Source organism: Rhizobium sp. P44RR-XXIV (assembly GCF_001999485.2).
Lineage (GTDB): Bacteria > Pseudomonadota > Alphaproteobacteria > Rhizobiales > Rhizobiaceae > Rhizobium.
In genome coordinates this window covers 60,970-83,909 of sequence record NZ_MPVZ02000024.1, presented here as the reverse complement: position 1 = coordinate 83,909, position 22,940 = coordinate 60,970, and the positions used below count along the sequence as shown (strand labels likewise).

The window sequence follows — 22,940 nt, the reverse complement described above, 5'->3', positions numbered from 1 at the left end:
ACTCCCCTCGAAGCATGAAACGGAATCATAAACGGCTTATACTTGAAAATTCCTTACCAGCCTATGACGCTCTCGCGTCGTATCGGCAAGCTTTTCTTTGCCATAGAAGCTTCGATAACAGGAATGTGGCCAAGATTTGGCCTCATTCCTATTTTTCGCAATTGGATTTTCACAAAGCCATTTAGAGATTACGACCGATGTTGAGGAATTTCTGGCGACGGTCGCTGCGCAGCTGCTCGCCCGTACGGCTGGAAAGCTCGCCAAGCGCGTTGGAAATAATGTCGCCGGTTGCGGCGATCACGCTCTGCGGATCGCGATGCGCGCCGCCGAGCGGCTCCGGGATGATGCCGTCGATCACACCGAGGCCTTTCAGGTCCTCGGCGGTGATTTTCATGTTGGTGGCCGCTTCCTTGGCGCGGGTGGAATCGCGCCAGAGGATCGAGGCTGCACCTTCGGGCGAAATCACGCTGTAGATCGAATGTTCGAGCATGTAGACGCGGTTGCCGGTGGCAATAGCGATGGCGCCGCCGGAGCCGCCTTCGCCGATGACGACGGAGATGATCGGCACCTTGACGCCAAGACACATCTCGGTCGAGCGGGCGATGGCTTCAGCCTGACCGCGTTCTTCGGCGCCAACGCCGGGATAGGCACCTGCCGTGTCGACAAGCGTGATAACAGGCAGCTGGAAGCGGTCGGCCATTTCCAGGACGCGGATTGCCTTGCGGTAGCCTTCGGGACGGGCGCTGCCGAAATTGTGCTTCAGGCGCGTCTTGGTGTCGTTGCCCTTTTCCTGGCCGATGATGGCCACGGGCTGACCGCGGAAACGGGCAAAGCCCGCCTGGATGGCGGCATCTTCCGAAAATTTGCGATCGCCGGCCAGCGGCGTGAACTCGGTGAGCAGTGCACTGGCGTAGTCGACGAAATGCGGCCGCTGCGGATGGCGGGCCACCTGCGTCTTCTGCCAAGCGTTGAGCTTGGAATAGATATCCGCCGTCGCTTCGCGAACGCGGATTTCAAGCCGACCGACTTCGTCCGAAGTGTCGATGCTTTCGTCTTCGCTCGCCAGTTTCTTGAGCTCGTGAATCTTGCCTTCGAGATCCGAGATGGGTTTTTCGAAGTCGAGATAATTGTGCATGAGGTGCGTTTCCGATCCTTTTGCGCGTAACGAGAGACGGCAGGTTTAACCCTTATGCCGGTCCTAATCCTGTTTTTTGGCCTGTTTGGCAAGGGGGTGATGCGTTTGGACGAGCTGATGAAGGCGTTCTTCCAGTACATGCGTATAGATTTGTGTCGTCGAAATGTCCGAATGCCCCAGAAGTTCCTGCACCACGCGCAGGTCCGCGCCGTTGGCAAGCAGGTGGCTTGCAAAGGCATGGCGCATGACGTGCGGCGAGATTAGCGAGGGCGTCAGCCCGGCGCGGATGGCAAGATCTTTCAGATCGCGCGCGAAGACCTGGCGCGCCAGATAGCCCTGCTGCGAGGCCGAAGGGAAGAGCCAAGGGCTTTCAGGTGCGGACTGCTTGGCATTCGCTGCGAGTTCGGTTTGCAGCCGTCCATAGGCCTTCAGCGCCGATATGGCCGACTGTGACAGCGGCACCAGCCGTTCCTTGTTTCCCTTGCCGCGAATGATGAGAAAGCGTCCTTCGTGATCCAACACTTTCGCAGGCAATGACACGAGCTCGCTCACGCGCATGCCGGTGGCGTAAAGCAGTTCCAGCAGCACGAGCATGCGCAGGCGCTGAAGCTGGTCGGGTCCATCCGCAGCTGCTTCCTGTTCCGCCTGGGTCAAAAGACGCGTCACGTCGTCGACGCCCATGGTCTTCGGCAGGGGGCGGCCCTTTTTCGGTGCATCGAGAATTCCCGTGGGATCGTCGGTGCGCAGGCCTTCCGCGTAGAGGAATTTATAGAATTGGCGCATGGCCGAGAGCCGCCGCGCCTGGGAAGAGGGTTTGAAACCTTGGGTCGCGAGGCCGGAGAGATAGGCGCCGAGGTCGCTCGGCCCGGCATCGGTCATGCGGACGCTGCGCTCGGAAAGGAAGCCATGGAGGTCTTCAAGGTCGCGCTCGTAGGATTGCAGCGTGTTCACGGCCGCGCCGCGTTCGGCGCTCATCATTTCCAGGAAAGACTCCAGATGCGCGCGGCTCAGATCTCTCACGCCAGCCCTCGCGTTCATGGCTTCAGCGAGCCGGTCGTCGGCGGATTGATGCGCTCCGGCGGAATGCGGATCGTTATTTCGCGCGGCTGCGGATCGACGAAGAGCGCGAGCGCCCACATTGCCCCATATATCGATCCGCCGATCACCGCGCAGATGACAAGGAAGCGAAACAGGGTCGGCATTCGAAAACTCTCCTCGTCCCAGCATGGGTCCGGCGACGCACTAATTATACCCAACAAGCGTTAGCGGAAGGATATTGCAGACATGTTTACGCGAGCGGCGTCTTGACGCTACAGGCGCATTTGACGATACCGTTTCCAAAGAAATTGTGAATGGGCCGATGAGTGAACAAGTCCTGACCCTTGCAGAGAGCCTAAAAGACAGGGCGCGCGCCGCGCTGGGTCAGCGCAATCTTGTCCTCGTGGGATTGATGGGGGCAGGCAAATCCTCGGTCGGCCGGCTGGTCGCGCAGCAACTGGGCATCCCCTTCGTCGACACCGACGCCGAGATCGAGCGCGTGTCGCGCATGACGATCCCGGAGCTTTTTGCCGCCTATGGCGAACTGGAGTTCCGGGCGCTGGAAACGCGTGTCATCAAGCGGTTGCTCAAGGGCGGGCCACGCGTCGTGTCAACCGGCGGCGGCGCCTTCATCAACGAGGGCACGCGGTTTCATGTCAAGCGCAGCAGCCTTTCCGTCTGGCTGAAGGCCGATCTCGAGGTTCTCTGGGATCGGGTCAACAAGCGGGACACGCGCCCCCTCCTCAAGACCGACAATCCAAAACAGACCCTCGAGGACCTGATGAACGTGCGCTATCCGATCTATGCGGAAGCCGATCTCACGGTTCTGTCCCGCGATGTGAGCAAGGAAGTCATGGCCAAGGAAGTCCTTGTTGCCGTTGCCGAGGGAAAGACAGCAGAAAGCAAAGCACCATGAATGCGATTACGGCGGCCTCCGCAGAACGCCTCGTGCGCGTGCCTCTCGGCGAGCGCGCCTATGATATCCTCATCGGCCCTGGCCTGATCGCCCGGGCAGGGCGCGAGATTGCCGCGCGACTGAAGGGCCGCAAGGCCGCTGTCATCACGGATGAAAACGTTGCGCCGCACTATCTTAATGCCCTGGTCGCCAGCCTGACGGCAGCAGGCATCGAGGCATCCAGCCTCGTACTGCCGGCCGGCGAGAAGACCAAGAGCTTCGAGCATCTGATGACGGTCTGCGATGCCGTGCTGACAGCGCGCGTCGAGCGTAACGATGCGGTCATCGCATTGGGCGGTGGCGTCATCGGCGATCTCGCGGGCTTTGCGGCCGGCATCGTGCGCCGTGGCGTCCGCTTCGTGCAGATTCCGACCTCGCTTCTGGCGCAGGTCGATTCCTCGGTCGGCGGCAAGACCGGCATCAACACCCATCACGGCAAAAACCTCGTCGGTGTGTTCCATCAGCCGGATCTGGTACTTGCCGATATCGAAGTGCTGAATACGCTCAGCGAACGCGAGTTCCGCGCGGGTTATGCCGAAGTCGCCAAGTATGGTCTGATCGACAAGCCGGATTTCTTCGCCTGGCTCGAAGCCAACTGGAAAGATGTGTTTGCCGGTGGTGCCGCCCGCATCGAGGCGATTGCGGCGAGCTGCCAGGCGAAATCCGATGTCGTCGTTGCCGACGAGCGCGAAAACGGGCCGCGCGCACTGCTCAATCTCGGTCACACCTTTGGTCACGCGCTCGAAGCCGCCACCGCCTATGACAGCCGCCGGCTGGTGCATGGTGAGGGCGTTGCCATCGGCATGGTGCTTGCGCATGAGTTTTCCGCCCGCCTCAATCTGGCAAGCCCGGATGATGCAAAGCGCGTCGAGGCCCATCTGAAGACCGTGGGCCTGCCGACACGCATGGGTGATATACCGGGCGAGCTGCCGCCCGCCGAGACGCTGATGGACGCGATTGCGCAGGACAAGAAAGTCAAGAGCGGCAAGCTCACCTTCATCCTTACCCACGGCATCGGCCAGTCCTTTGTCGCCGATGATGTGCCGTCCTCCGAAGTCCTGAGTTTTCTGAAGGAAAAGCATCCCTGATGACGGTCGAGGGCACGCTGGCTGTATTGTTCGAATATTGGCCCGAGATCCTCTCGATCGTCGTGCTTGTATTGCTGTCGGCTTTCTTCTCCGGTTCGGAGACGGCGCTTACCGCTGTGTCGCGCAGCCGTATCCATACGCTGGAAGCCAATGGTGACCAGGATGCCGGCATCGTCCGTCGCCTGATCGAGCGCCGGGACCGGCTGATTGGCGCTCTGCTGATCGGTAACAACCTTGCCAACATCCTGTCGTCCTCGCTGGCGACCAGTGTGTTCCTCGGTCTGTTTGGCAACTCCGGCGTCGCGCTCGCGACCGTCGCCATGACCGTCATTCTCGTGATCTTCGCGGAAGTCCTGCCGAAGAGCTGGGCCATTTCGACGCCGGACCGGTTCGCGCTCAATGTCGCCGGTACCGTGCGGCTGTTCGTCGCCGTCGTCGGTCCGGTATCGAGCTTCGTCAATGCCATCGTCCGATGGATCCTCGGCGTTTTCGGCGTCAACCTCTCGAAAGAGGTGTCGATGCTTTCGGCGCATGACGAGTTGCGCGGTGCGGTGGATCTGCTGCATCGGGAAGGGTCGGTGGTCAAGGCCGACCGTGACCGGTTGGGCGGCGTGCTCGATCTCGGTGAGCTGGAACTGTCTGATATCATGGTGCATCGCACGGCGATGCGCGCCATCAATGCCGACGACCAGCCCGAGGTGGTCGTGCGCGCCATTCTCGACAGTCCCTATACGCGGATGCCGCTCTGGCGAGGCACGATCGACAACATTATCGGCGTGGTGCATGCCAAGGACTTGCTGAGGGCACTGGCCGAGCCGAATGTCGAGCCGGAAAACCTCGACATCGTCAAGATCGCGCAGAAGCCCTGGTTCGTGCCCGACAGCACCAATCTCGAGGATCAGCTCAACGCCTTCCTGCGCCGCAAGCAGCATTTCGCCGTCGTCGTCGACGAATATGGCGAGGTGCAGGGCATCGTGACGCTTGAGGATATTCTGGAGGAGATCGTCGGGGATATCGCCGACGAGCACGACATCGACATCCAGGGCGTGCGGCAGGAGGCCGACGGCTCGATCGTGGTCGACGGCGTCGTGCCGATCCGCGATCTCAACCGGGCGCTCGACTGGAACCTGCCTGACCAGGAGGCGACGACGATCGCCGGTCTCGTCATCCATGAATCGATGACCATCCCGGAAGAGCGTCAGGCTTTCACCTTCTACGGAAAGCGTTTCATCGTCATGAAGCGGGAAAAGAACCGCATCACCAAGCTGCGCATTCGCCCCGCCGAAACGGAAGAGATAAAGCCGGCGTAGATTCGACGACTAGACTCGATTGTCTCCACACGTAAAATACTCGATCTAAGCCACGCCCCCCTTATCCACGCCGCGTTTGTTCATCTGCAGCTACGCATTTTCTCACAATTTGTACTATTATAGATAGACAAAATTGAAAGATTTGTCTAGTTTTAGATAAGCAAACAGCAATCGGCGGCTGGCCAATGAGCATCAAGAAAACCGTTGCGAAGCAATATATTCGATTGGTCGACAAGGCTGCGAGCCAGCTCTTGAGCAGCGTGCCGCCGGAAGGTTGGATAGCCACTGCAAGAAAAGCGCTGGGGATGTCCGTGTTGCAGCTCGCCGAACGGTTGGCGGTAAGCCGAGGTGCGATTTATCAGGCAGAACAAAACGAGCGCTCGAAAACGATTTCCATCGGGCAGATGGAAAGAATCGCCGAAGCAATGGGTGCGCGCTTCGTCTATGGCTTCGTGCCGAAGGGCTCGGTTGACGAGATGATCATGGATCAGGCGCGGCTGAAGGCACGATCGATACTTCGCCGGACAAACGCACATATGGCTTTGGAGAAACAGGCGCTGCCGTCGGATATCCTCGATGAGGAGATCGAGAGCCTGGCCAAGGAGCTCGCGCAAAAAAGATCATCGGATCTCTGGGCGGCTGATTGATGTTTCAGGAGCCGGAGGGAGCGACGCCGCTTGGCGCTGACGACATCGAAGGACTGAAATTCAAGCATATCACGACTCGTCTTCAACTCGATGAGCTTGAAAGTGCCAATATTACGGCCGGTCTCCGATGGATCGAGAGGCGGCGAACGGGTAATATATTGTCGGACGAGTTCGTAAGGGCACTACATAAGAGACTATTTGGCGACGTCTGGACGTGGGCGGGAACTTATCGTCTGACTGAGAAAAATATCGGCATCGACCCTCTTCAGATTGCCGTCCAGGTTCGGATTCTCCTGGACGATGCGCGCTATTGGGCCGAGCATTCGGTTTTTCCGCCAAAGGAGGCGGCCACCCGCTTTCATCACAGGATGGTGCAGATCCATCCATTTCCGAATGGAAATGGCCGCCATGCTCGGATTGCCGCAGATATTTTCCTTAAGGACTATTTCGGGCATCCGCCGATCGAATGGGCAAGCGGCGTGGATATGCAGGCGGACAGCGAGCGGCGAAAAGCCTATATCCTTGCTCTCCGAGCAGCAGACGCTGGCAATATGGCGCCGCTTTTCAATTTTGTCGGAGCATAGTGCGTCGTTGACACCGGCTTGGCCGCGCTTTCCGATGTCGGCAGCGATCGGATTACCAGCGCACAGCTTCGCCCGGTGCGGCGGGTTCCACGGCCAGGGCATGAAGGCCCGCATCTAGTTCCGGTTTCAGAAGCTCGTTGATCGCCCTGTGGCGCGCAAGGCGCGGCATGCCCGCGAACTTGGCGGAGACGATGCGAATTCTTATATGGGTTTCGCCGGTTCCGGTCATGTCGGGCTGATGGCCGGCGTGCAGGTGGCTCTCGTTGATGACAGAGAGGCGCTCAGGGGCGAAAGCGTCATTGAGCTTCGTCTCAATGCGTGATTGCAGTGTCGTTTCCATATTCACGCATCGAGCTCCCTGGCGAAAAAGGTTCCCACAAAGCCTGCAACATTCCTGTTTGTCAATTCTTGTTGTGGGCCAATCGAGGCCCCATAATTAGGGCGCTATGGGACTTGATTCAAAATACTTCGATCGCATTCGCACGCGCCGCAAACGCCCGCAGGAGCCCGAGGCGGGCCCCCCGACGTGTCAGTGGGATGGCTGCGAAAAGCACGGTACGCATCGCGCCCCGGTCGGGCGCAATGCGGAAGGGCAGTTCTTTTTGTTCTGCTTCGAGCATGTCAAGGACTACAACAAGGGCTACAATTATTTCTCCGGCCTCTCGGACGGGGAAATCGCGCGCTATCAGAAGGAAGCCATCACCGGCCATCGTCCGACCTGGACGGTGGGTGTCAACAAGGCTGCCAAGAACAGCCCGCTCCACTCCGATATCCGCTCCGGCTCTTATTCCCGCGTTCGCGATCCCTTCGGCTTCGTCAAGGAAGGGCAGGGGCAGGGGCGCGGGCCGCGTTTCCCGGAACAGCGCAAGCTGAAGACGCTGGAGGCGAAGGCATTCGATACGATGGGGCTAAACGCGACCGCCGCAGCACCGGAGATCAAGCGTCGCTACAAGGAACTGGTGAAAATGCATCACCCGGATGCCAATGGCGGCGACCGCGGCTCCGAGGAGCGTTTCCGCGCGGTCATACAGGCCTATCAATTATTGAAACAGAACGGTTTTTGTTAATTCCTGTCCTTGCTCTCCGCCTTCAATCAGGTATGGTCCAAATCGGCTGAAGCCGTGGGCAACCGCGGCAGGGTGCGCATTTGGCTGTCTGCACCTCGGCCAACTTTCCGGACGCGGCGTTTCTTGTCCGGGGCTCTGTTCAAGGATGCTCGCAAGCGATCATTTCATCGCGCCGAGATTTTGCTTTAGTCCCGGAGAAGTATCGCCGCTGTTCCGACCGAACGGATGCGGGCAATAAGCCGTGGCGTTTCGGATCAAACGGCTGAGATTGATATGGCTGGGTGAGAGCCACCCGCCCTGGAGACATGATGAGCAAGATTGACCTTGATATTTCCGAAGTTCCCGACACCACCGTTTCGGTTCGTGAAGTTTTCGGCATTGATTCCGACATTCGCGTTCCGGCCTACAGCAAGGGCGGCGCCTACGTACCCGATCTGGATCCGGACTATCTTTTCGACCGCGAGACCACGCTCGCGATCCTCGCAGGTTTTGCCCATAACCGCCGCGTGATGATTTCGGGCTATCACGGCACCGGTAAATCCTCGCATATCGAGCAGGTTGCCGCGCGGCTCAACTGGCCTTGCGTGCGTATCAACCTCGACAGCCATGTCAGCCGTATCGATCTCGTCGGCAAAGATGCGATCGTCGTCAAGGACGGTCTGCAGATCACCGAGTTCAAGGACGGCATCCTGCCCTGGGCCTACCAGCACAATGTCGCGCTCGTCTTCGACGAATATGATGCCGGCCGCCCGGACGTGATGTTCGTCATTCAGCGCGTGCTGGAATCGTCGGGCCGCCTGACGCTGCTCGACCAGAGCCGCGTCATCCGTCCCCACCCGGCTTTCCGTCTGTTCGCGACCGCCAACACTATCGGTCTCGGCGATACCACGGGCCTCTATCACGGCACGCAGCAGATTAACCAGGCCCAGATGGACCGTTGGTCGATCGTGTCGACGCTGAATTATCTGCCGCACAATGTCGAAGTCGATATCGTGCTGGCGAAGGTGAAATCCTTCCGGAACGACAAGGGTCGTGATGCGATCTCCAAGATGGTGCGCGTCGCCGACCTGACGCGTGCGGCCTTCATGAACGGCGATCTGTCGACCGTCATGAGCCCGCGTACCGTCATCACCTGGGCTGAAAATGCGGAGATCTTCGGCGATATCGCCTTTGCCTTCCGCGTCACCTTCCTCAACAAGTGCGATGAGCTGGAGCGGCCGCTGGTCGCCGAGCACTATCAGCGCGCCTTCGGCATCGAGCTGAAGGAAAGTGCCGCCAACATCGTGCTCGAAGCATAGGGAAGAACCCACACATCATGTCAGGTCGCGGAGACAATTCCAAAGCGAAGCCGGGCGCCCCGGTGGACATGGAGCCGTTGCGCCGGGCGATCACGGGCTGTGTGCGCTCGATCGCCGGCGATGCCGAGGTCGAGGTGGCATTCGCCAACGAACGCCCGGGAATGACCGCTGAACGCATCCGCCTGCCGGAGCTTTCGAAGCGGCCGACGGCGCATGAGCTGGCGGTGACACGCGGGCTTGGCGATTCGATGGCGCTGCGGCTTGCCTGTCACGGCGCGCGCGTCCATGCCGTCATGGCGCCGCAGGGTGCCGATGCGCGCGGGATCTTCGATGCCGTCGAGCAGGCCCGCGTCGAGTCCATCGGTTCGCTGCGCATGAGCGGCGTTGCCGCCAATATCAACTCGATGAATTCGGAGAAATACGCCAAGGCGAATTTCTCCGGCATCGAGCGCCAGGAGGACGCGCCGCTCGGCGAGGCCATGGCGATGATCGTGCGCGAGAAGCTGACCGGTCAGAAGCCGCCGGAAAGCGCCGGCAAGGTGCTCGACCTCTGGCGGTCCTTCATCGAGGACAAGACCGGCGGCGAGCTCGACAAGCTGATTTCGACCATCAACGATCAGCAGGGCTTTGCCCGCGCGATCCGCAACATTCTGACGGCCATGGAAATGGCCGAGGAATATGGCGACGAACAGTCAGACCCGGACAGCGAAGACCAGCAGAGCGAAGAGGACAAGCCGAACGGCGAAGACCAGAGCAGCGACGACGTCAATGAGGACGAAGGCTCCGACGCGGCACCCGCCGAGGACAGCGAAACCTCCGACGAGCAGATGGACGACGGCGCGACGGAAGACGGCGGCGAGATTTCCGACGACGACATGAGCGAGGAAGGCGAGGAGGATTCGGAAACGCCCGGCGAGACCCGCCGTCCGAACACGCCCTTCTCCGACTTCAACGAGAAGGTCGACTATCACGTCTATACCGAAGAGTTTGACGAGACCACGACTGCGCAGGAGCTCTGCGACATGGTTGAACTCGAACGGCTGAGGGCCTTCCTCGACAAGCAGCTCGCGCATCTGCAGGGTGCGGTGGGGCGGCTCGCCAACCGCCTGCAGCGCCGCCTGATGGCGCAGCAGAACCGCTCCTGGGACTTCGATCTCGAAGAAGGGTATCTCGATCCGGCCCGTCTGCCGCGCCTGATCATCGATCCGACGCAGGCGCTGTCCTTCAAGATGGAGCGCGATACACAGTTCCGCGATACCGTGGTGACGCTGCTGATCGACAATTCCGGCTCGATGCGTGGCCGGCCGATCACGGTTGCCGCTTCCTGTGCCGATATTCTGGCGCGCACGCTGGAGCGCTGCGGCGTGAAGGTCGAGATCCTCGGCTTCACCACCAAGGCCTGGAAGGGCGGGCAGGCGCGCGAGAAATGGCTTGCCAGCGGCAAGCCGCAGACGCCGGGCCGGTTGAACGACCTGCGCCACATCATCTACAAGTCGGCCGACGAGCCCTACAGGCGGTCTCGCGCCAATCTTGGCCTGATGATGCGCGAAGGCCTGCTCAAGGAGAATATCGACGGCGAGGCGCTGATCTGGGCGCATAATCGTCTTCTCGGTCGCCGTGAGCAGCGTCGTATCCTGATGATGATTTCGGATGGCGCGCCGGTCGACGATTCGACGCTGTCGGTCAACCCCGGCAATTATCTGGAGCGGCACCTGAGGGCGGTTATCGATCAGATCGAAACCCGGTCCCCCGTCGAGCTGCTGGCGATCGGTATCGGTCACGATGTGACGCGCTACTATCGCCGGGCCGTGACCATCGTCGATGCCGACGAACTGGCTGGCGCCATGACGGAACAACTGGCCTCGCTGTTCGAGGATCAGGCAAGCATGCCGCGTTCGCGCATGCGCCGTGCAAGCTGAGCCCGTTCGGGTTTCTCTCCGCATCGGCCTGCCGGCCGATGCATTTTCCCATCGGCAATACCGATTCCAGATGCCGGTCCGTCGCGATGAAATGCGTCGGCCTCATCGCCATGTTGGTGATACTCGGCGGCTGTAACCCCAGCGACAAGGCCGACGACGGCGGTCCGGCCGATATTCGCGCCACCGCTATTTCCAGCTTCAGACCCGGCTCGCAGGAAACGCAGTTCGGCGCGCTGGAATTTCTCGGCGGTCTTGAGCTTAGCTCTGACAATGCATTGCTCGGCGCCATTTCGGCCATCCGCCTTCGTCCCGATCAACGGCAATTCGTTTCGGTGCTGGATACCGGCCACTGGCTGACGGGGACGATAGAGCGCGACGACAAGGGCCGGTTGAAGGGCATCGCCGAGGCACGGATCATGCCTATGATCGACCGTTACGGCGGCACGGATGCCGGCAAGGGGGCGATGGATGCCGAGGGGCTAGCCTTGCGTGGCAATCATGTGCTCGTCGGCTACGAGCAGAACCATCGCGTCGACGTCTATCCGGATCCTGGATTCGAGATCTCGCCGCCGGACGATAGTCTGCCGATCCCCATTCCCAGATGGCAGCTGCGCTCCAACCGCAGCCTCGAGGCGCTCATGATCGCGCCGCAGTCGAGCCCGCTTGCCGGCGCCGCCGTCATCGTCACGGAAGACAGCCTGGACGACAAGGGCAACATGATTGCGGCCATTCTCGACGGGCCGCTGCATGGCCGCTTCACCGTGCGCCATTACGGCGGTTTTGATGTCAGCGACGGGGTCTTTCTGCCCGATGGGGATCTCTTGCTGCTGGAGCGCCGTTTCGGGCTGGCGCGTGGGCTCGGCGTGCGTATCCGCCGCATTGCCGGCGCGGACATCAAGCCGGATGCGGTCGTGGACGGCAAGGTGATCTTCAAGGCCGATACCAGCGAGCAGATCGACAATATGGAAGGGATCGACGTGTTCCGCGCGGCGGATGGCTCCCTCCACCTCATCCTCGTCTCGGACGACAATCACTCGATCCTGCAGCGCAGCCTGATGCTGGAATTCCGGCTGCATGACGAAAACGCCGTCAACCGGAACTAGCGCATTTCCAGGAAAAGTGCGCAGCGGTTTTCCGTCCGGAATGCGTAAAAAGCAAAAAGACAGAGCGCTTTCGCGATTCGAAGAAAAGCGAAATTGCTCTGGGTTGTGCGGCTTACCGGAATTATCGCTTGATCAAGCCGTGGGCGCCTGTGGCACCGGCTTCAGCATGTTCATCAGAGCGCCGTAGGGCAGAAGCATGACGAGGCCGACGGTTACCTTGACCGAGAAATCGCCGATTGCCCAGGAAATCCAGCGCGGTGCCGACGTCGCAAAAACGCCGAGGATGGATGCCGATTCGATCGCGAAGGGATCATTCGGTCCGAAGAATACGAAGAACGGCGCGAAGGCGAAGGAGAAGAAGATCAGCGTGTCCAGCATCGAGCCGATCAGCGAGCCGAACAGAGGAGCGCGCCACCAGGCCATGCGGCGCAGGCGGTTGAAGACCGAAATATCGAGCAGCTGGCCGGCCAGATAGGCCGAGCCGGATGCAATCGCGATTCGCGGCTGGGCGGTATAGAACGACAGGGCGACGCCGACGACGAAGCCGGCAAACACCACCTTGCGCGCAGCCTTCGGGCCGAACTGGCGGTTGGTCAGATCGGTGATGAGGAAGGCGACGGGATAGGTGAAGGCGCCCCAGGTCAGGATATCCGCGAGATTGATGCCAGCAAGCTGGGCCTGCAGCGGATACTGCACAAGGATGTTGGAGGCGACGACGACCAGCGTCATCAGCAGTACGTAGATAAGGGTATGACGCGCTGTCAGCATTTTTTTATCCTGGGAGATGCCACCAGTTGGAGGAAACCGGACATGGAAAAAGGCTTGTCCGGATATAAACCGTGCAAGCCTCTTAACCGGTATGATATCGCGAAGCGCTGGAGCTGCTTATGCAGCAGCGACGGCAGCTTCAGCGGTCTTCTTGATGATCTGACGACGCAGCAGGCGAGCGCGCATGCTGAGTTCGTTTTCGCTTGCCTTCAGAAGGAAAGCGTCAAGGCCGCCACGATGCTCGACCGAGCGCAGGCCTGCAGCGGAAACGCGCAGACGGTAACGCTGGCCAAGAACGTCAGAGATCAACGTGACCTGGCAGAGGTTCGGCAGGAACCGACGCTTGGTCTTGTTGTTGGCGTGGCTGACATTGTTGCCCACGAGGACGGCCTTGCCGGTCAATTCGCACATGCGGGACATGATACACCTACTTTTGTTTTTCTCGGCTATCGGATAAGCATTTCCGGCAAAACCGGGCACGCAATCCAACGGGCCATAATTGGAAAGTTGCGGTTCTATAGTCAGAGCGGCCGGCCGCGTCAAGCCAAACCTTGTGTTTTCCCGCAATTCCGTCAAAAAGCTGCTGTTCTGTGGAACTCGCAGCCGGCGAGTATAGTGTCTATATATCTTGCCTGATCCTCGTTGAAGGCCTTGAACATGTTTCAAATTCGGAAGTGGCTTGTTATTTCGGCCGTCATCGCGTCAATGCCATCCCTGGCCTTGGCCGATGTGCTGCGGCACGAGACCCGGTATCGCGTCTCGCTCGCCGGCCTGCCGATTGCGAGAGCGGATTTCAAGACCGAAGTCACGGGCAAGCAGTTCACGATCCGTGGTGATATAACCTCCGCCGGCCTTGCGGATCTGGTGACGTCGATCGATGCGAAAACCGATGTGACGGGCGTCGTCAACGAGAACAAGCTTCAGGCAACGCATTATTCGCTGTTCTACAAAAGCGGCAAGAGAGAGCGTACCTATGATGTCGCCTATACCAACGGCAATGTGACGTCGAACACGATCACGCCGGAGCCCAAGCGGCCGGACACCTGGGTTCCGCTCGGTGCGAGCGATCTGAAATCGGTGCTCGATCCGATTTCCGGCATGATCTTTCCGATCACGCCCGGCCTCAATCTCTGCAATCAGACGCTTGCTGTTTTTGACGGCGAGATGCGTATGGATCTGAAATTGTCGCCGAAGGGATCGCACCCGTTTTCGACCGAGGGTTTCAAGGGCAAGACCATCGCCTGCGGCGTCCGCTTTACGCCGAAGGGCGGCTACAAGGGTACGCGCAAGGACTATCTCTACCTCGCCAAGAGCGACGGCATGGAGATCTGGTTTGCCAAGGCCGACGCCATGAATGTATATGCTCCGGTCTATGTCCGCATACCCACGCAATACGGAACGGTGACGATTACCGCCGTGAAATACGGCAGCTAGGGTCGCAAAGAGCTTCACAGAATCGCCTGACCGCCCTACCGTTGTTTCCACGCAATTCCGGATAGAGCACGACTGCGCATTTTTCCCGGAATTGCTCTAGCGGGCCGGGGATGCCCGTGGCGTTTGTCTTGGGGGCGGAATTGAAGTTTCGTGCGACATTGACGGGTTTCTCGGCCATCGTGATGTGGTCGTTTCTGGCGCTTTTGACGGTAGCATCCGGCAAGATGCAGCCGTTTCAGCTGCTGGCCATCTGCTTTGCCATCGGCAGCATTCCCGGCATTGTCGTCCTGGCTTTGAGGCCGGAGCGTCTGCGGCTGCTCCGTCAGCGGGCAAAGGTCTGGATGACAGGCATTGTCGGTCTGTTCGGCTATCACTTCCTCTATTTTACGGCGCTGCGCCACGCGCCGGCGGTCGAGGCGGGACTGATCGCCTATCTCTGGCCACTGCTGATCGTCGTCGGCTCGGCGTTGCTGCCGGGCGAGCGGCTGCGCTGGTATCACATCATCGGCGCGCTGATGGGCCTGGCGGGCACGGTTCTGATCGTCGGCCGCAACGGTTTCCATTTCGAGGGCGCCTATGCCGTTGGCTATGGCGCGGCCTTGCTCTGCGCCTTTACCTGGTCCGGCTATTCGTTGATCACGCGCCGTTTCGAGGCGGTGTCGACCGATGTCGTCACCATCTTCTGCCTTGTGACGTCAATCCTCTCCTTCGTCTGCCATCTCGGCCTGGAGGAGACGATCTGGCCCGAGAGCCCGACGCAGTGGGTTGCCGTGCTCGGTCTTGGCCTCTTCCCCGTGGGCGCGGCATTTTACGCCTGGGATTTCGGCATCAAGAACGGCGATATCCAGATTCTCGGTGCGGCAAGCTATGCCGCGCCACTGCTGTCAACGCTGATCCTGACCTTGTTTGGCTTTGCCGAACCGAGCTGGGGTATTGCGCTTGCCTGCCTGCTGGTCACCGGTGGGGCGGTGCTGGCAGCGCATCGCATGATCCTGCGCCGGGATAGTGCCGGCTCGGCGCAGGCGGAAGCGGCGGAATAGCTCCGCCGCAGCCATTCCGGCTATTTCCTGAAGACCTTTTCCAGGAAGGCGGCAAGCGACGGACGCCAGACGTCCATCTCGTGCTGGAGATCCGGATACTCGTGGTATTCGTGGGTGATCTTCTTTTCCTCGAGCACCGCCTTGAGGCCGGCCACATCCTTGCCGACGACCTGATCCTTGCTTCCCACAGTCACCGTGAAGTTGCGTAGCGTCTTGTTGATCTTGGCCGGCTCGTTGAGCGCGGCATCGACCGCCTTGTTCGGCACCGTGGTCGTGCTGACGCCGCTGAAGGTCGCAACCCAACCGAAGGTACCGAGATGCGACAGGCCGGAGACGAGCGCCTGGTATCCGCCCTGTGACAGACCCACGACGGCGCGACCGTCGGCATCGTTGCGCACCCGGTAATGGGCTTTCATGTAGGGAATGAGATCTTCGATCAGTTCGCGATCGGCCGCCTCCGCATTGGCGGGATAGAAATCCTTGCGACGGTCGGCGCCGGGGAAGTTCTCGGCGATGGCTTCCGGTATATCGGTCTCCGTGTCCGGAATGACCACAATCATCGGCTCGATCTTCTTTTCGGCAAGGAGATTGTCGAGGATCTGCGGCGCGCGGCCCTGCGCCACCCAGGATCCGACGGTGTCACCGAAGCCGTGATAGAGGTAAAGCACGGGCAATGGCTTGGAGGCATCGGTATAGCCGGGCGGCGTGTAGACATACATCTGCCGCTCCGATTTCAGTGCCTTGGAATGCAGGGTTACCAGCCTGAGGTCGCCATGCGGCACGTTGCGGATATCGAGAATGCTGCCCGGCACGAGGATGAGGCTGGTATTGACCTGCCGCTGCGGCTTGGGCGCATTGGTGCCGGTGTCGATGCTGCGGAAGCCGTCGATGTTGAAGTAGTATTCGTAGAGATCGGGTTTCAGGATCTCGGTCTTCACACTCCAGGTGCCATCGTCACCCTTCTGCATGGCTAGCGGATCGCGCGACCCAAGGGCGACCGAAACCGCCTTTGCTGACGGCGCATAGAGCCGGAAGGTGATGGAGCCGTCTTTTTCGACAGATGTGACGAAGTTTTTCAGAGGCTGTTCGGCCGGCGGCGAGGCCGGTGCATCAAGGGCAAGGACAGGTGCGCTCATGACACAGCCTGCCGCGACGAGCAAAGGAAACAACAAACGCACGAAGAAACCTCCTCCAGGTGGACCAATCTTCTCTCTCCTCGTGTAAAGCTGAGACAGCCCCGAACTTTTTCAAGGCTGCTACTCAGTGTTGTCTGGCCGCATCCTGCGTGATGCCGATGAAAGGTGGAAAAGGTTCAACTGGAGGTGGGTTTCCAGTCCGGTGCGGCCATCTCGAAGCTCGAAAATTCAAAGCCCGGGGATACCGTGCAGCCGACGAGCGTGAATTCGCCGAGGCTCTCGGCCGATTGCCACCAGTCGGCTGGAATGATCGCCTGCGGACGCTCGCCCTTTGCGAGATCAAGGCCAAGCACCAGCCGCTCGCTCACCTTGCCATCGGCGGAGCGATGCAACGCGAGGGGAGCGCCGGCATAGTAATGCCAGACCTCGGCGGCGTCGCGGACCTTGTGCCAATGCGAGCGATCGCCTGCTTCAAGCAGATAATAGATCGCCGTGGAGTGGCCGCGAGCGCCGCCCTGCTCGTCACGGAAGGTCTGCACGTACCAGCCGCCTTCCGGATGTCGCTGCATGGAAAGCGTTTCGATGATCTCTTTCACCTGCATCAGAAATTGTCCTTGCGCTTGCGGATTTCTGCGAAAACCTCTTCGTTGCTGCGGCTTTCCATCAGCAAGTGGCGTCGGATCGAGGGATCGGCGGCACGCAGGAAGGGGTTGGTTTCCTTCTCCAGCGCCAGCGTCGTCGGGATGGTGAACTTGCCCTCCGCCCTCAGCGCCTCGATATCGGCGGCGCGCGCCTTCAGCCGCTCGTTGTCGGGGTCGATCGTCAGCGCGAAACGGGCATTGGAGAGCGTATATTCGTGGCCGAAATAGACGGCTGTCTCATCCGGCAGCACGGCAAGCTTCTGCAGCGAGGCCCACATGTCGGCAGGCGTGCGCTCGAACAGCCGGCCGCAGCCTAGCGCAAACAGCGTGTCGGCGGCAAAGAGCAGCTTGTCATCCACGAAATGATAGCAGACATGGCCCGCCGTGTGGCCGGGCGTCTCGATCACGTTGATGGTGTGACCGGCGAACTCGAAGGTATCCCCGTCGCCGACGGCCTTGTCGAGGCCGGGAATGGCGACGGCTTCATTGATCGGGCCGATGATCTGGCAGCCGAACTGTTCCTTCAGCGCCAGGTTGCCCTCGACATGGTCGTTGTGGTGATGGGTCGTCAGGATATGGCTGATCGTCCAGCCGCGGCGATTGGCCGCCTTCAGGATGGCATCCGCCTCGGGGGCGTCTATCGATGCAGTCGATCCGGTTTCCGGATCATGGACCAAGACGCCGTAATTGTCGGAACGGCAGATAAAAATCTCTAATTCCAATGGTTTCATGATCGAAATCGTCCTCGTCTTTTGGGTTGCTACAGAATGTAAGCCGTTCGGCCTTGAAGTCCAACGCTCGGCTGATAACATTTGTTTCGATGCACGCCGATATTGTCGATCTCCGTCAGTTCTATCATTCCGAGCTTGGTCGCTTGGCGGAGCAGTCCATTGCCATGGCGCTTTCCTCCATTTGGGCACGCATGCCGGAGGAGCGCCTTGTCGGCCTCGGCTATGCCGTTCCCTATCTCGACCGCTTCCGCGCCGATACCGAACGCACCTTCGCCTTCATGCCGGCAGGGCAGGGCGCGGTGAACTGGCCGCTGGGCTCGGCATCGTCAACGGCGTTGATTTTCGATGAAGAATTGCCCCTGCCAGACAGTTCGATCGACCGGGTGCTGATGGTGCATTCGCTCGAGTTCGCCGAAAGCCCGCGCGAGACGCTGAAGGAACTATGGCGGGTGCTGGCGCCGGGTGGGCGGCTTGTCATCGCCGTGCCGAACCGCCGTGGCGTCTGGGCGCGCATGGAACACACGCCTTTCGGCTCCGGCCGGCCCTATTCGCGCGGCCCGCTGACGTCGCTGCTGACGGGAAACAAATTTCACGCCGGGCGCAACGGCCGAGGCGTTGTTCTTTCCGCCCTCCAAGCTGCGTACCGTGCTCAGCCTGCGCCGCGCCTTCGAAAGGGTCGGCCGTACCCTATGGCCTGCCTTTTCCGGTGTGATCATCGTCGAGGCACAGAAGCGGCTCTATCAGGGCCTGCCGGTTGCCGTCCGCGCTTCACGCCGCGTCTTCGTGCCGGTGCTGGCGCCGCGCGGCATACCGACGACGCGCGACGGGCCTTGATGCGGTCGGCAAGGCGCTGACACTCGACAAATTTGTCAATCCGCATTAATGCGACGGGGTGTTTCAAGCCGGAAGTTTCCGGCCCTTCCCAAGGTCGATCCCATGAGCATGGAAATGAGCAAGCCCGCCCCGCGTCCCGGTATTCTCGATATCTCAGCCTATGTGCCGGGCAAGGAGCATGCACCGGGCGTTGCGCGCGTGTTCAAGCTCTCGTCGAACGAGACGCCGCTTGGCGCCAGCCCGAGTGCCCTTGAGGCATTCCACAGCGCTGCCGGGCATCTGGAGCGTTATCCGGACGGGCAGGCCAAGGAATTGCGCCAGGCGATCGCCGACGTGCATGGATTGAACGTCGCCAACATCCTCTGCGGCAACGGCTCGGACGAGCTGCTCGGCCTGCTTTGCCACACCTATCTCGATACTGGTGATGAGGGCATCATCACCGAGCATGGCTTCCTCGTCTACAAGATCCAGATGATGGCTGCGGGCGCGACGCCGGTTACCGTGAAGGAGAAGGATTGCACCGTCGATGTCGATGCGATCCTCGCGGCCGTGACCGAAAAGACGAAGATGGTCTTCATCGCCAATCCGGCTAACCCGACCGGCACCTATGTTCCGGTGAGCGAGATTCGCCGCCTCCAGGCGAGCCTGCCGAAGCATGTTATCCTCGTGCTCGACGCAGCCTATGCCGAATATGTTCGCCGCAACGATTACGAGGCCGGTCTCGAGCTCGTCTCCGGTAACCAGAATGTCGTGATGACGCGCACCTTTTCAAAGATCTACGGCCTGGCGGCGCTTCGCATCGGCTGGATGTACGGACCGGTCGATATTGTCGATGCTCTCAACCGCGTGCGCATGCCGTTCAACCTGAGCGGCGCCGCCATCGCTGCGGGTGCTGCTGCCATCCGCGACCAGGCTTTCACCGAGAAGGCCGTTGCCTACAACACGCTCTGGATCGAAAAGGTAACCTCTGCGCTTGAGGCCATCGGCCTCAAGGTGACGCCGTCGGTTGCGAATTTTGTTCTCGTTCATTTCCCCGACAGCGATGGCAAGCGCGCGACAGAAGCCGATGATTTTCTTACCAGCCGCGGCTACATCGTCCGGGCCGTGCGCGCCTATGGCTTCCCGAATTCGCTGCGCATGAGCATCGGCACCGAAGAGGCCAATCTCGGCCTCATCGACACCCTGACCGAATTTATGGGACGCAAGGCATGAGCACGATCCAGTTCGACCGTATCGCGCTGATCGGCATCGGCCTGATCGGCTCTTCCATCGCTCACGATATCAAGCGCCTCGGCCTTGCCAAGGAAGTGGTGGTCTCGACCCGCAGCAGCGAGACGCTGAAGCGCGCCGAGGAGCTGAAGCTTGGCGACCGCTACACACCCTCCTCGGCCGAAGCGGTCAAGGATGCTGATCTCGTCATCGTCTCCGTGCCCGTGGGAGCCTCCGAAAGCGTTGCCAAGGAGATTTCGGCCCATCTGAAGCCGGGAGCCATCGTCACCGACGTCGGCTCCACCAAGGCGTCCGTCATCGCGCAGATGCAGCCGCATATGCCGGCCAACGTGCATTTCATTCCGGGCCATCCGCTTGCGGGTACGGAGAAATCCGGACCGGACGCCGGCTTTGCTGGGCTGTTCGAAGGGCGCTGGTGCATCTTCACGCCCGTTCCCGGCACCGATGAGGTTGCGATCAGGAAACTTCGCGAATTCTGGCAAACGCTGGGCTCCCGCGTCGATGAGATGGATCCCGAGCATCACGACAAGGTGCTGGCGATCGTTTCGCATCTGCCGCATCTCATCGCCTACAATATCGTCGGCACCGCCGATGATCTGGAGACGGTGACCGAGTCGGAAGTCATCAAATATTCGGCCTCCGGCTTCCGCGATTTCACCCGTCTTGCCGCATCCGACCCGACTATGTGGCGCGATGTCTGCCTGCACAATCGCGATGCCATCCTTGAGATGCTGTCGCGCTTCTCCGAGGATTTGGCGTCGCTGCAGCGCGCCATCCGCTGGGGAGATGGCGACAAGATCTTCGAACTCTTCACCCGCACCCGCGCCATTCGTCGCTCGATCGTCGAGGCGGGCCAGGACGTCGACGTGCCGGATTTCGGCCGCCACGCGCTGGACACGAAGAAGTAGGCGCTCCGCTCGAAGGGAGGGTTGCCCATGATCATCAGAGACGGTCGCCCACAAGACATTGCCTGGCTCTCCGAGCATGATGATGTGAGTGAGGACTGGATCACGCGCTGTATCCAGTCCGCAGAATATCTGCTTGCCGAGCAGGATGATTTGCCGGTCGGCTTTCTGCGCTTCAGCCGCTTCTGGGGCAAGATACCCTATATGGACATGATCCGCGTGCTGCCGTCACACCGCCATTCCGGTGTCGGGACGGCATTGTTCCGGGTATGGGAGAGCGCGATGATCGCGCAAGGCGCTGAGGTCCTGATGACCTCCAGCGAGTGGGCCGAAGCCGAACCGCAGGCCTGGCATCGCCGCAACGGCTTTCGCGCCGCCGGCAGCATCGATTTCCGCGCGGTTCAGCCGAGCCCGGAGATATTCTTTCTGAAGGATATCTCCGGAGAGGATAAGCCGTAGCGCATCAGATCGGCGGGATTTTTCCGAGCGGAATGAAACCGCTGAGCGAGAGACGGCCGCGATCGGCTGTGAGGTCGACGGAGACCTTGTCGGCACCGCTTGCAAGAGCCTTCAGCATCTTGGTGGCTGTCTTGATGATGCTCTTGGCAGCCGGGAGCGTCGCCGTCAAGCTATCGCCCCAGGGTCCGATCTGGTTTATCTCCAGCTTGAACTGGCCGGACAAAAATCCATCACTGTCGAAGTTGAAAGGACCGGAGAGCGTCATGACACGACCGTCGCCGATATCGATGACGGCCTGGTGCAGCACGCCTGCGGCTCCGCGAAGACCTTCACGATCGCTGCCGTCGAGCAGGCCGGCCTTGCCCGTCAGCGTGACGCTGGCGCTCGTCGAGGCGGTCGGCAGCGTTTGCGGGAAATCCTTGATCACGGCGTTGGCGTTCTCGATGCCGATTGCGAAATCGAGATCGCTGCCATTCTGATTGGCGTGCATTTCGGTATGGGCGGCTGTCACGTTGGCGCTCTGGCCAGTGAAGGAGGAGACAATGCCTGCCTTCAGACCGTCGATGACAGTCTGGCTTTGCGCGACGCCGCGACCGTGGGCGACCAAGTTGGATTGCAGGTCCGTCCATTCGGCCGAGATCGTCAGGCCTTCGGTCGTCCGCAGCTCGGCCGGTGATTTCAGGTTCCAGGCGACGTGGTTGGGCTGGAAGACCGGCGCAGAGGCGCTCAGCGTGTCGAAGTTGGCCGAGACGCCCCGGGTCTGGTTATCGACCGTCACCGTGTCGCAGGTCAATCCGATGGAGAAGGGGAAGCCGCTGAAGGCCATGTTCTCGCATTTGCCGGCAATGCCGGCGCTATTTTGCTGGCCGAGCGCCTTCAATACGTTGGCTCTGACGAAGCCGGTCGCGTAATACCATCCTCCGGTATAGAGCGCGGCAAGGACTATCAACAGACCTAGCACGACGATCCAAAGACGTTTGCCTCGGCCGGTCGCTACGCTCTGGCTTGACGCTGCCATGTTGTTCTCCAATGGTTGGACTGAAAGTTCTCACACTGATTTGGCGTTGGATATGGACGAATTTTGGGTGTTTGGCTACGGATCGCTCATGTGGAATCCCGGCTTCGAGTATGAGGAAAAGGCCGAGGCGCTTGTTTTCGGCTACCGCCGTTCGCTTTGTGTGCATTCCTGGGTCCATCGCGGCAGCGAGGCGAGCCCCGGTCTGGTCCTTGGCCTCGATCGCGGCGGCTCCTGCCGCGGCATGGCGTTTCGCGTCTCGGCTGCGGCGTGGGATGAGGTCCTGTCCTATCTGCGCGAGCGCGAGCTTGTAACCAATGTCTATCTGGAGAGGACGACGGCCATCCGGCTCGCCGATGGGCGTCGGGTGACGGCGGTTGCCTATGTCGTCGATCGTGCGCACAGGCAATATGCCGGCGCGTTGGATGCCATGGAGGCCGCCCATATCGTCGAGTCCGCCAGTGGCCAATCCGGCCCGAACGATGCCTATGTCTTCAATACGCTGGCGCATCTGCGCGAGATGGGCATTCGCGATCATTGGCTGGAGCAGGTTGCCGGCGAGATCGACAGGATGCGGGAGGCATCCTGAGCCGGCGCCTCCCA

Annotated in this window: 25 protein-coding genes and 1 pseudogene; 16 read left to right on the top strand and 10 right to left on the bottom strand. The window is 60.5% G+C overall.

Annotated elements, in window-relative coordinates; genetic code table 11:
* Positions 1–181 precede the first annotated feature (181 nt).
* The 3 genes from BSK43_RS04290 to BSK43_RS35020 all read right to left on the bottom strand — a co-directional run bounded on the left by BSK43_RS04290 (position 182) and on the right by BSK43_RS35020 (position 2,337).
* Positions 182–1,135 carry an acetyl-CoA carboxylase carboxyltransferase subunit alpha gene (locus BSK43_RS04290; RefSeq protein ID WP_077471771.1) on the bottom strand — a complete coding sequence of 318 codons (954 nt, stop codon included), beginning with the start codon at positions 1,133–1,135 and terminating at the stop codon, positions 182–184.
* A gap of 63 nt (positions 1,136–1,198) precedes the next feature.
* Positions 1,199–2,155 (bottom strand): site-specific tyrosine recombinase XerD, encoded by a 957-nt coding sequence (gene xerD / locus BSK43_RS04285; RefSeq protein ID WP_077471815.1) that lies wholly within the window; start codon positions 2,153–2,155, stop codon positions 1,199–1,201.
* Between the two features lie 14 nt (positions 2,156–2,169).
* On the bottom strand, positions 2,170–2,337 hold the full coding sequence (locus tag BSK43_RS35020; protein ID WP_034481806.1) for a hypothetical protein: 168 nt from the start codon (positions 2,335–2,337) through the stop codon (positions 2,170–2,172).
* Positions 2,338–2,495: 158 nt separating this feature from the next.
* Between BSK43_RS35020 and BSK43_RS04280 the strand changes: the two genes are divergently transcribed.
* From BSK43_RS04280 to BSK43_RS04260, 5 genes are all read left to right on the top strand, one after another.
* Positions 2,496–3,089 (top strand): shikimate kinase, encoded by a 594-nt coding sequence (locus BSK43_RS04280; protein WP_077471770.1) that lies wholly within the window; start codon positions 2,496–2,498, stop codon positions 3,087–3,089.
* A complete protein-coding gene (gene aroB, locus BSK43_RS04275; RefSeq protein ID WP_077471769.1) occupies positions 3,086–4,216 on the top strand; it encodes a 3-dehydroquinate synthase in 1,131 nt (376 codons plus the stop codon). The genes BSK43_RS04280 and aroB overlap by 4 nt, the downstream gene beginning before the upstream one ends.
* Entirely contained in the window at positions 4,216–5,526 is a 1,311-nt protein-coding gene (locus BSK43_RS04270; RefSeq protein WP_077471768.1) for an HlyC/CorC family transporter, read from the top strand. Before aroB ends, BSK43_RS04270 begins: the two co-directional genes overlap by 1 nt.
* Positions 5,527–5,711: 185 nt before the next feature.
* Positions 5,712–6,173, top strand: a complete 462-nt coding sequence (locus tag BSK43_RS04265; protein WP_077471767.1) for a mobile mystery protein A — start codon at positions 5,712–5,714, stop codon at positions 6,171–6,173.
* The gene (locus BSK43_RS04260; protein ID WP_077471766.1) at positions 6,173–6,757 is read left to right on the top strand and encodes a mobile mystery protein B; all 585 of its coding nucleotides are present in this window, start codon (positions 6,173–6,175) and stop codon (positions 6,755–6,757) included. The genes BSK43_RS04265 and BSK43_RS04260 overlap by 1 nt, the downstream gene beginning before the upstream one ends.
* A gap of 52 nt (positions 6,758–6,809) precedes the next feature.
* Here the strand turns inward: BSK43_RS04260 and BSK43_RS04255 are convergent, their stop codons facing one another.
* Entirely contained in the window at positions 6,810–7,097 is a 288-nt protein-coding gene (locus tag BSK43_RS04255) for a BolA family protein (RefSeq protein ID WP_068389069.1), read from the bottom strand.
* Positions 7,098–7,203: 106 nt separating this feature from the next.
* On the opposite strand from BSK43_RS04255, the gene BSK43_RS04250 reads away from it, so the two are divergent.
* From BSK43_RS04250 to BSK43_RS04235, 4 genes are all read left to right on the top strand, one after another.
* On the top strand, positions 7,204–7,824 hold the full coding sequence (locus tag BSK43_RS04250) for a J domain-containing protein (protein WP_068389070.1): 621 nt from the start codon (positions 7,204–7,206) through the stop codon (positions 7,822–7,824).
* Positions 7,825–8,132: 308 nt separating this feature from the next.
* Complete coding sequence (gene cobS / locus BSK43_RS04245; RefSeq protein WP_068389242.1) at positions 8,133–9,122, top strand: cobaltochelatase subunit CobS; 990 nt, start codon at positions 8,133–8,135, stop codon at positions 9,120–9,122.
* Positions 9,123–9,139: 17 nt separating this feature from the next.
* Positions 9,140–11,041 carry a cobaltochelatase subunit CobT gene (cobT, locus tag BSK43_RS04240; RefSeq protein WP_136686726.1) on the top strand — a complete coding sequence of 634 codons (1,902 nt, stop codon included), beginning with the start codon at positions 9,140–9,142 and terminating at the stop codon, positions 11,039–11,041.
* Positions 11,042–11,079: 38 nt separating this feature from the next.
* Positions 11,080–12,144 carry an esterase-like activity of phytase family protein gene (locus tag BSK43_RS04235; RefSeq protein ID WP_077471763.1) on the top strand — a complete coding sequence of 355 codons (1,065 nt, stop codon included), beginning with the start codon at positions 11,080–11,082 and terminating at the stop codon, positions 12,142–12,144.
* A gap of 132 nt (positions 12,145–12,276) precedes the next feature.
* Here the strand turns inward: BSK43_RS04235 and BSK43_RS04230 are convergent, their stop codons facing one another.
* Together BSK43_RS04230 and rpmB are read right to left on the bottom strand one after the other, a co-directional pair.
* Positions 12,277–12,912 carry a queuosine precursor transporter gene (locus tag BSK43_RS04230; RefSeq protein ID WP_077471762.1) on the bottom strand — a complete coding sequence of 212 codons (636 nt, stop codon included), beginning with the start codon at positions 12,910–12,912 and terminating at the stop codon, positions 12,277–12,279.
* A 117-nt stretch (positions 12,913–13,029) separates the two neighbouring features.
* Positions 13,030–13,332 carry a 50S ribosomal protein L28 gene (gene rpmB / locus BSK43_RS04225; RefSeq protein WP_077471761.1) on the bottom strand — a complete coding sequence of 101 codons (303 nt, stop codon included), beginning with the start codon at positions 13,330–13,332 and terminating at the stop codon, positions 13,030–13,032.
* A gap of 237 nt (positions 13,333–13,569) precedes the next feature.
* Between rpmB and BSK43_RS04220 the strand changes: the two genes are divergently transcribed.
* Both BSK43_RS04220 and BSK43_RS04215 read left to right on the top strand, forming a co-directional pair.
* A complete protein-coding gene (locus BSK43_RS04220; RefSeq protein WP_077471760.1) occupies positions 13,570–14,346 on the top strand; it encodes a DUF3108 domain-containing protein in 777 nt (258 codons plus the stop codon).
* Between the two features lie 140 nt (positions 14,347–14,486).
* Entirely contained in the window at positions 14,487–15,386 is a 900-nt protein-coding gene (locus BSK43_RS04215; protein WP_077471814.1) for an EamA family transporter, read from the top strand.
* A gap of 20 nt (positions 15,387–15,406) precedes the next feature.
* Here the strand turns inward: BSK43_RS04215 and BSK43_RS04210 are convergent, their stop codons facing one another.
* The 3 genes from BSK43_RS04210 to gloB all read right to left on the bottom strand — a co-directional run bounded on the left by BSK43_RS04210 (position 15,407) and on the right by gloB (position 17,894).
* A complete protein-coding gene (locus BSK43_RS04210) occupies positions 15,407–16,564 on the bottom strand; it encodes an alpha/beta hydrolase-fold protein (RefSeq protein ID WP_077471759.1) in 1,158 nt (385 codons plus the stop codon).
* 134 nt (positions 16,565–16,698) lie between these two features.
* Positions 16,699–17,124 carry a cupin domain-containing protein gene (locus BSK43_RS04205; RefSeq protein ID WP_077471758.1) on the bottom strand — a complete coding sequence of 142 codons (426 nt, stop codon included), beginning with the start codon at positions 17,122–17,124 and terminating at the stop codon, positions 16,699–16,701.
* Entirely contained in the window at positions 17,124–17,894 is a 771-nt protein-coding gene (gene gloB, locus BSK43_RS04200; RefSeq protein ID WP_077471757.1) for a hydroxyacylglutathione hydrolase, read from the bottom strand. The genes BSK43_RS04205 and gloB overlap by 1 nt, the downstream gene beginning before the upstream one ends.
* Positions 17,895–17,983: 89 nt before the next feature.
* Between gloB and BSK43_RS04195 the strand changes: the two are divergent.
* The 4 genes and pseudogenes from BSK43_RS04195 (at position 17,984) to BSK43_RS04180 (ending at position 21,322) form a co-directional block, all read left to right on the top strand.
* Positions 17,984–18,728: pseudogene (locus tag BSK43_RS04195) on the top strand (class I SAM-dependent methyltransferase).
* Between the two features lie 102 nt (positions 18,729–18,830).
* Positions 18,831–19,940, top strand: coding sequence for a histidinol-phosphate transaminase (gene hisC, locus BSK43_RS04190; protein ID WP_077471756.1), 1,110 nt, complete (start codon positions 18,831–18,833; stop codon positions 19,938–19,940).
* Positions 19,937–20,866, top strand: a complete 930-nt coding sequence (locus BSK43_RS04185; RefSeq protein WP_077471755.1) for a prephenate/arogenate dehydrogenase family protein — start codon at positions 19,937–19,939, stop codon at positions 20,864–20,866. Before hisC ends, BSK43_RS04185 begins: the two co-directional genes overlap by 4 nt.
* A gap of 27 nt (positions 20,867–20,893) precedes the next feature.
* Positions 20,894–21,322, top strand: a complete 429-nt coding sequence (locus tag BSK43_RS04180) for a GNAT family N-acetyltransferase (protein ID WP_077471754.1) — start codon at positions 20,894–20,896, stop codon at positions 21,320–21,322.
* Positions 21,323–21,326: 4 nt separating this feature from the next.
* On the opposite strand, the gene BSK43_RS04175 is transcribed toward BSK43_RS04180, so the two are convergent.
* Positions 21,327–22,340 carry a DUF2125 domain-containing protein gene (locus BSK43_RS04175; protein WP_077471753.1) on the bottom strand — a complete coding sequence of 338 codons (1,014 nt, stop codon included), beginning with the start codon at positions 22,338–22,340 and terminating at the stop codon, positions 21,327–21,329.
* 52 nt (positions 22,341–22,392) lie between these two features.
* Here BSK43_RS04175 and BSK43_RS04170 point away from each other — a divergent pair, with 52 nt between their 5' ends.
* Positions 22,393–22,926, top strand: a complete 534-nt coding sequence (locus BSK43_RS04170) for a gamma-glutamylcyclotransferase (protein WP_077471752.1) — start codon at positions 22,393–22,395, stop codon at positions 22,924–22,926.
* Positions 22,927–22,940: the final 14 nt, after the last annotated feature.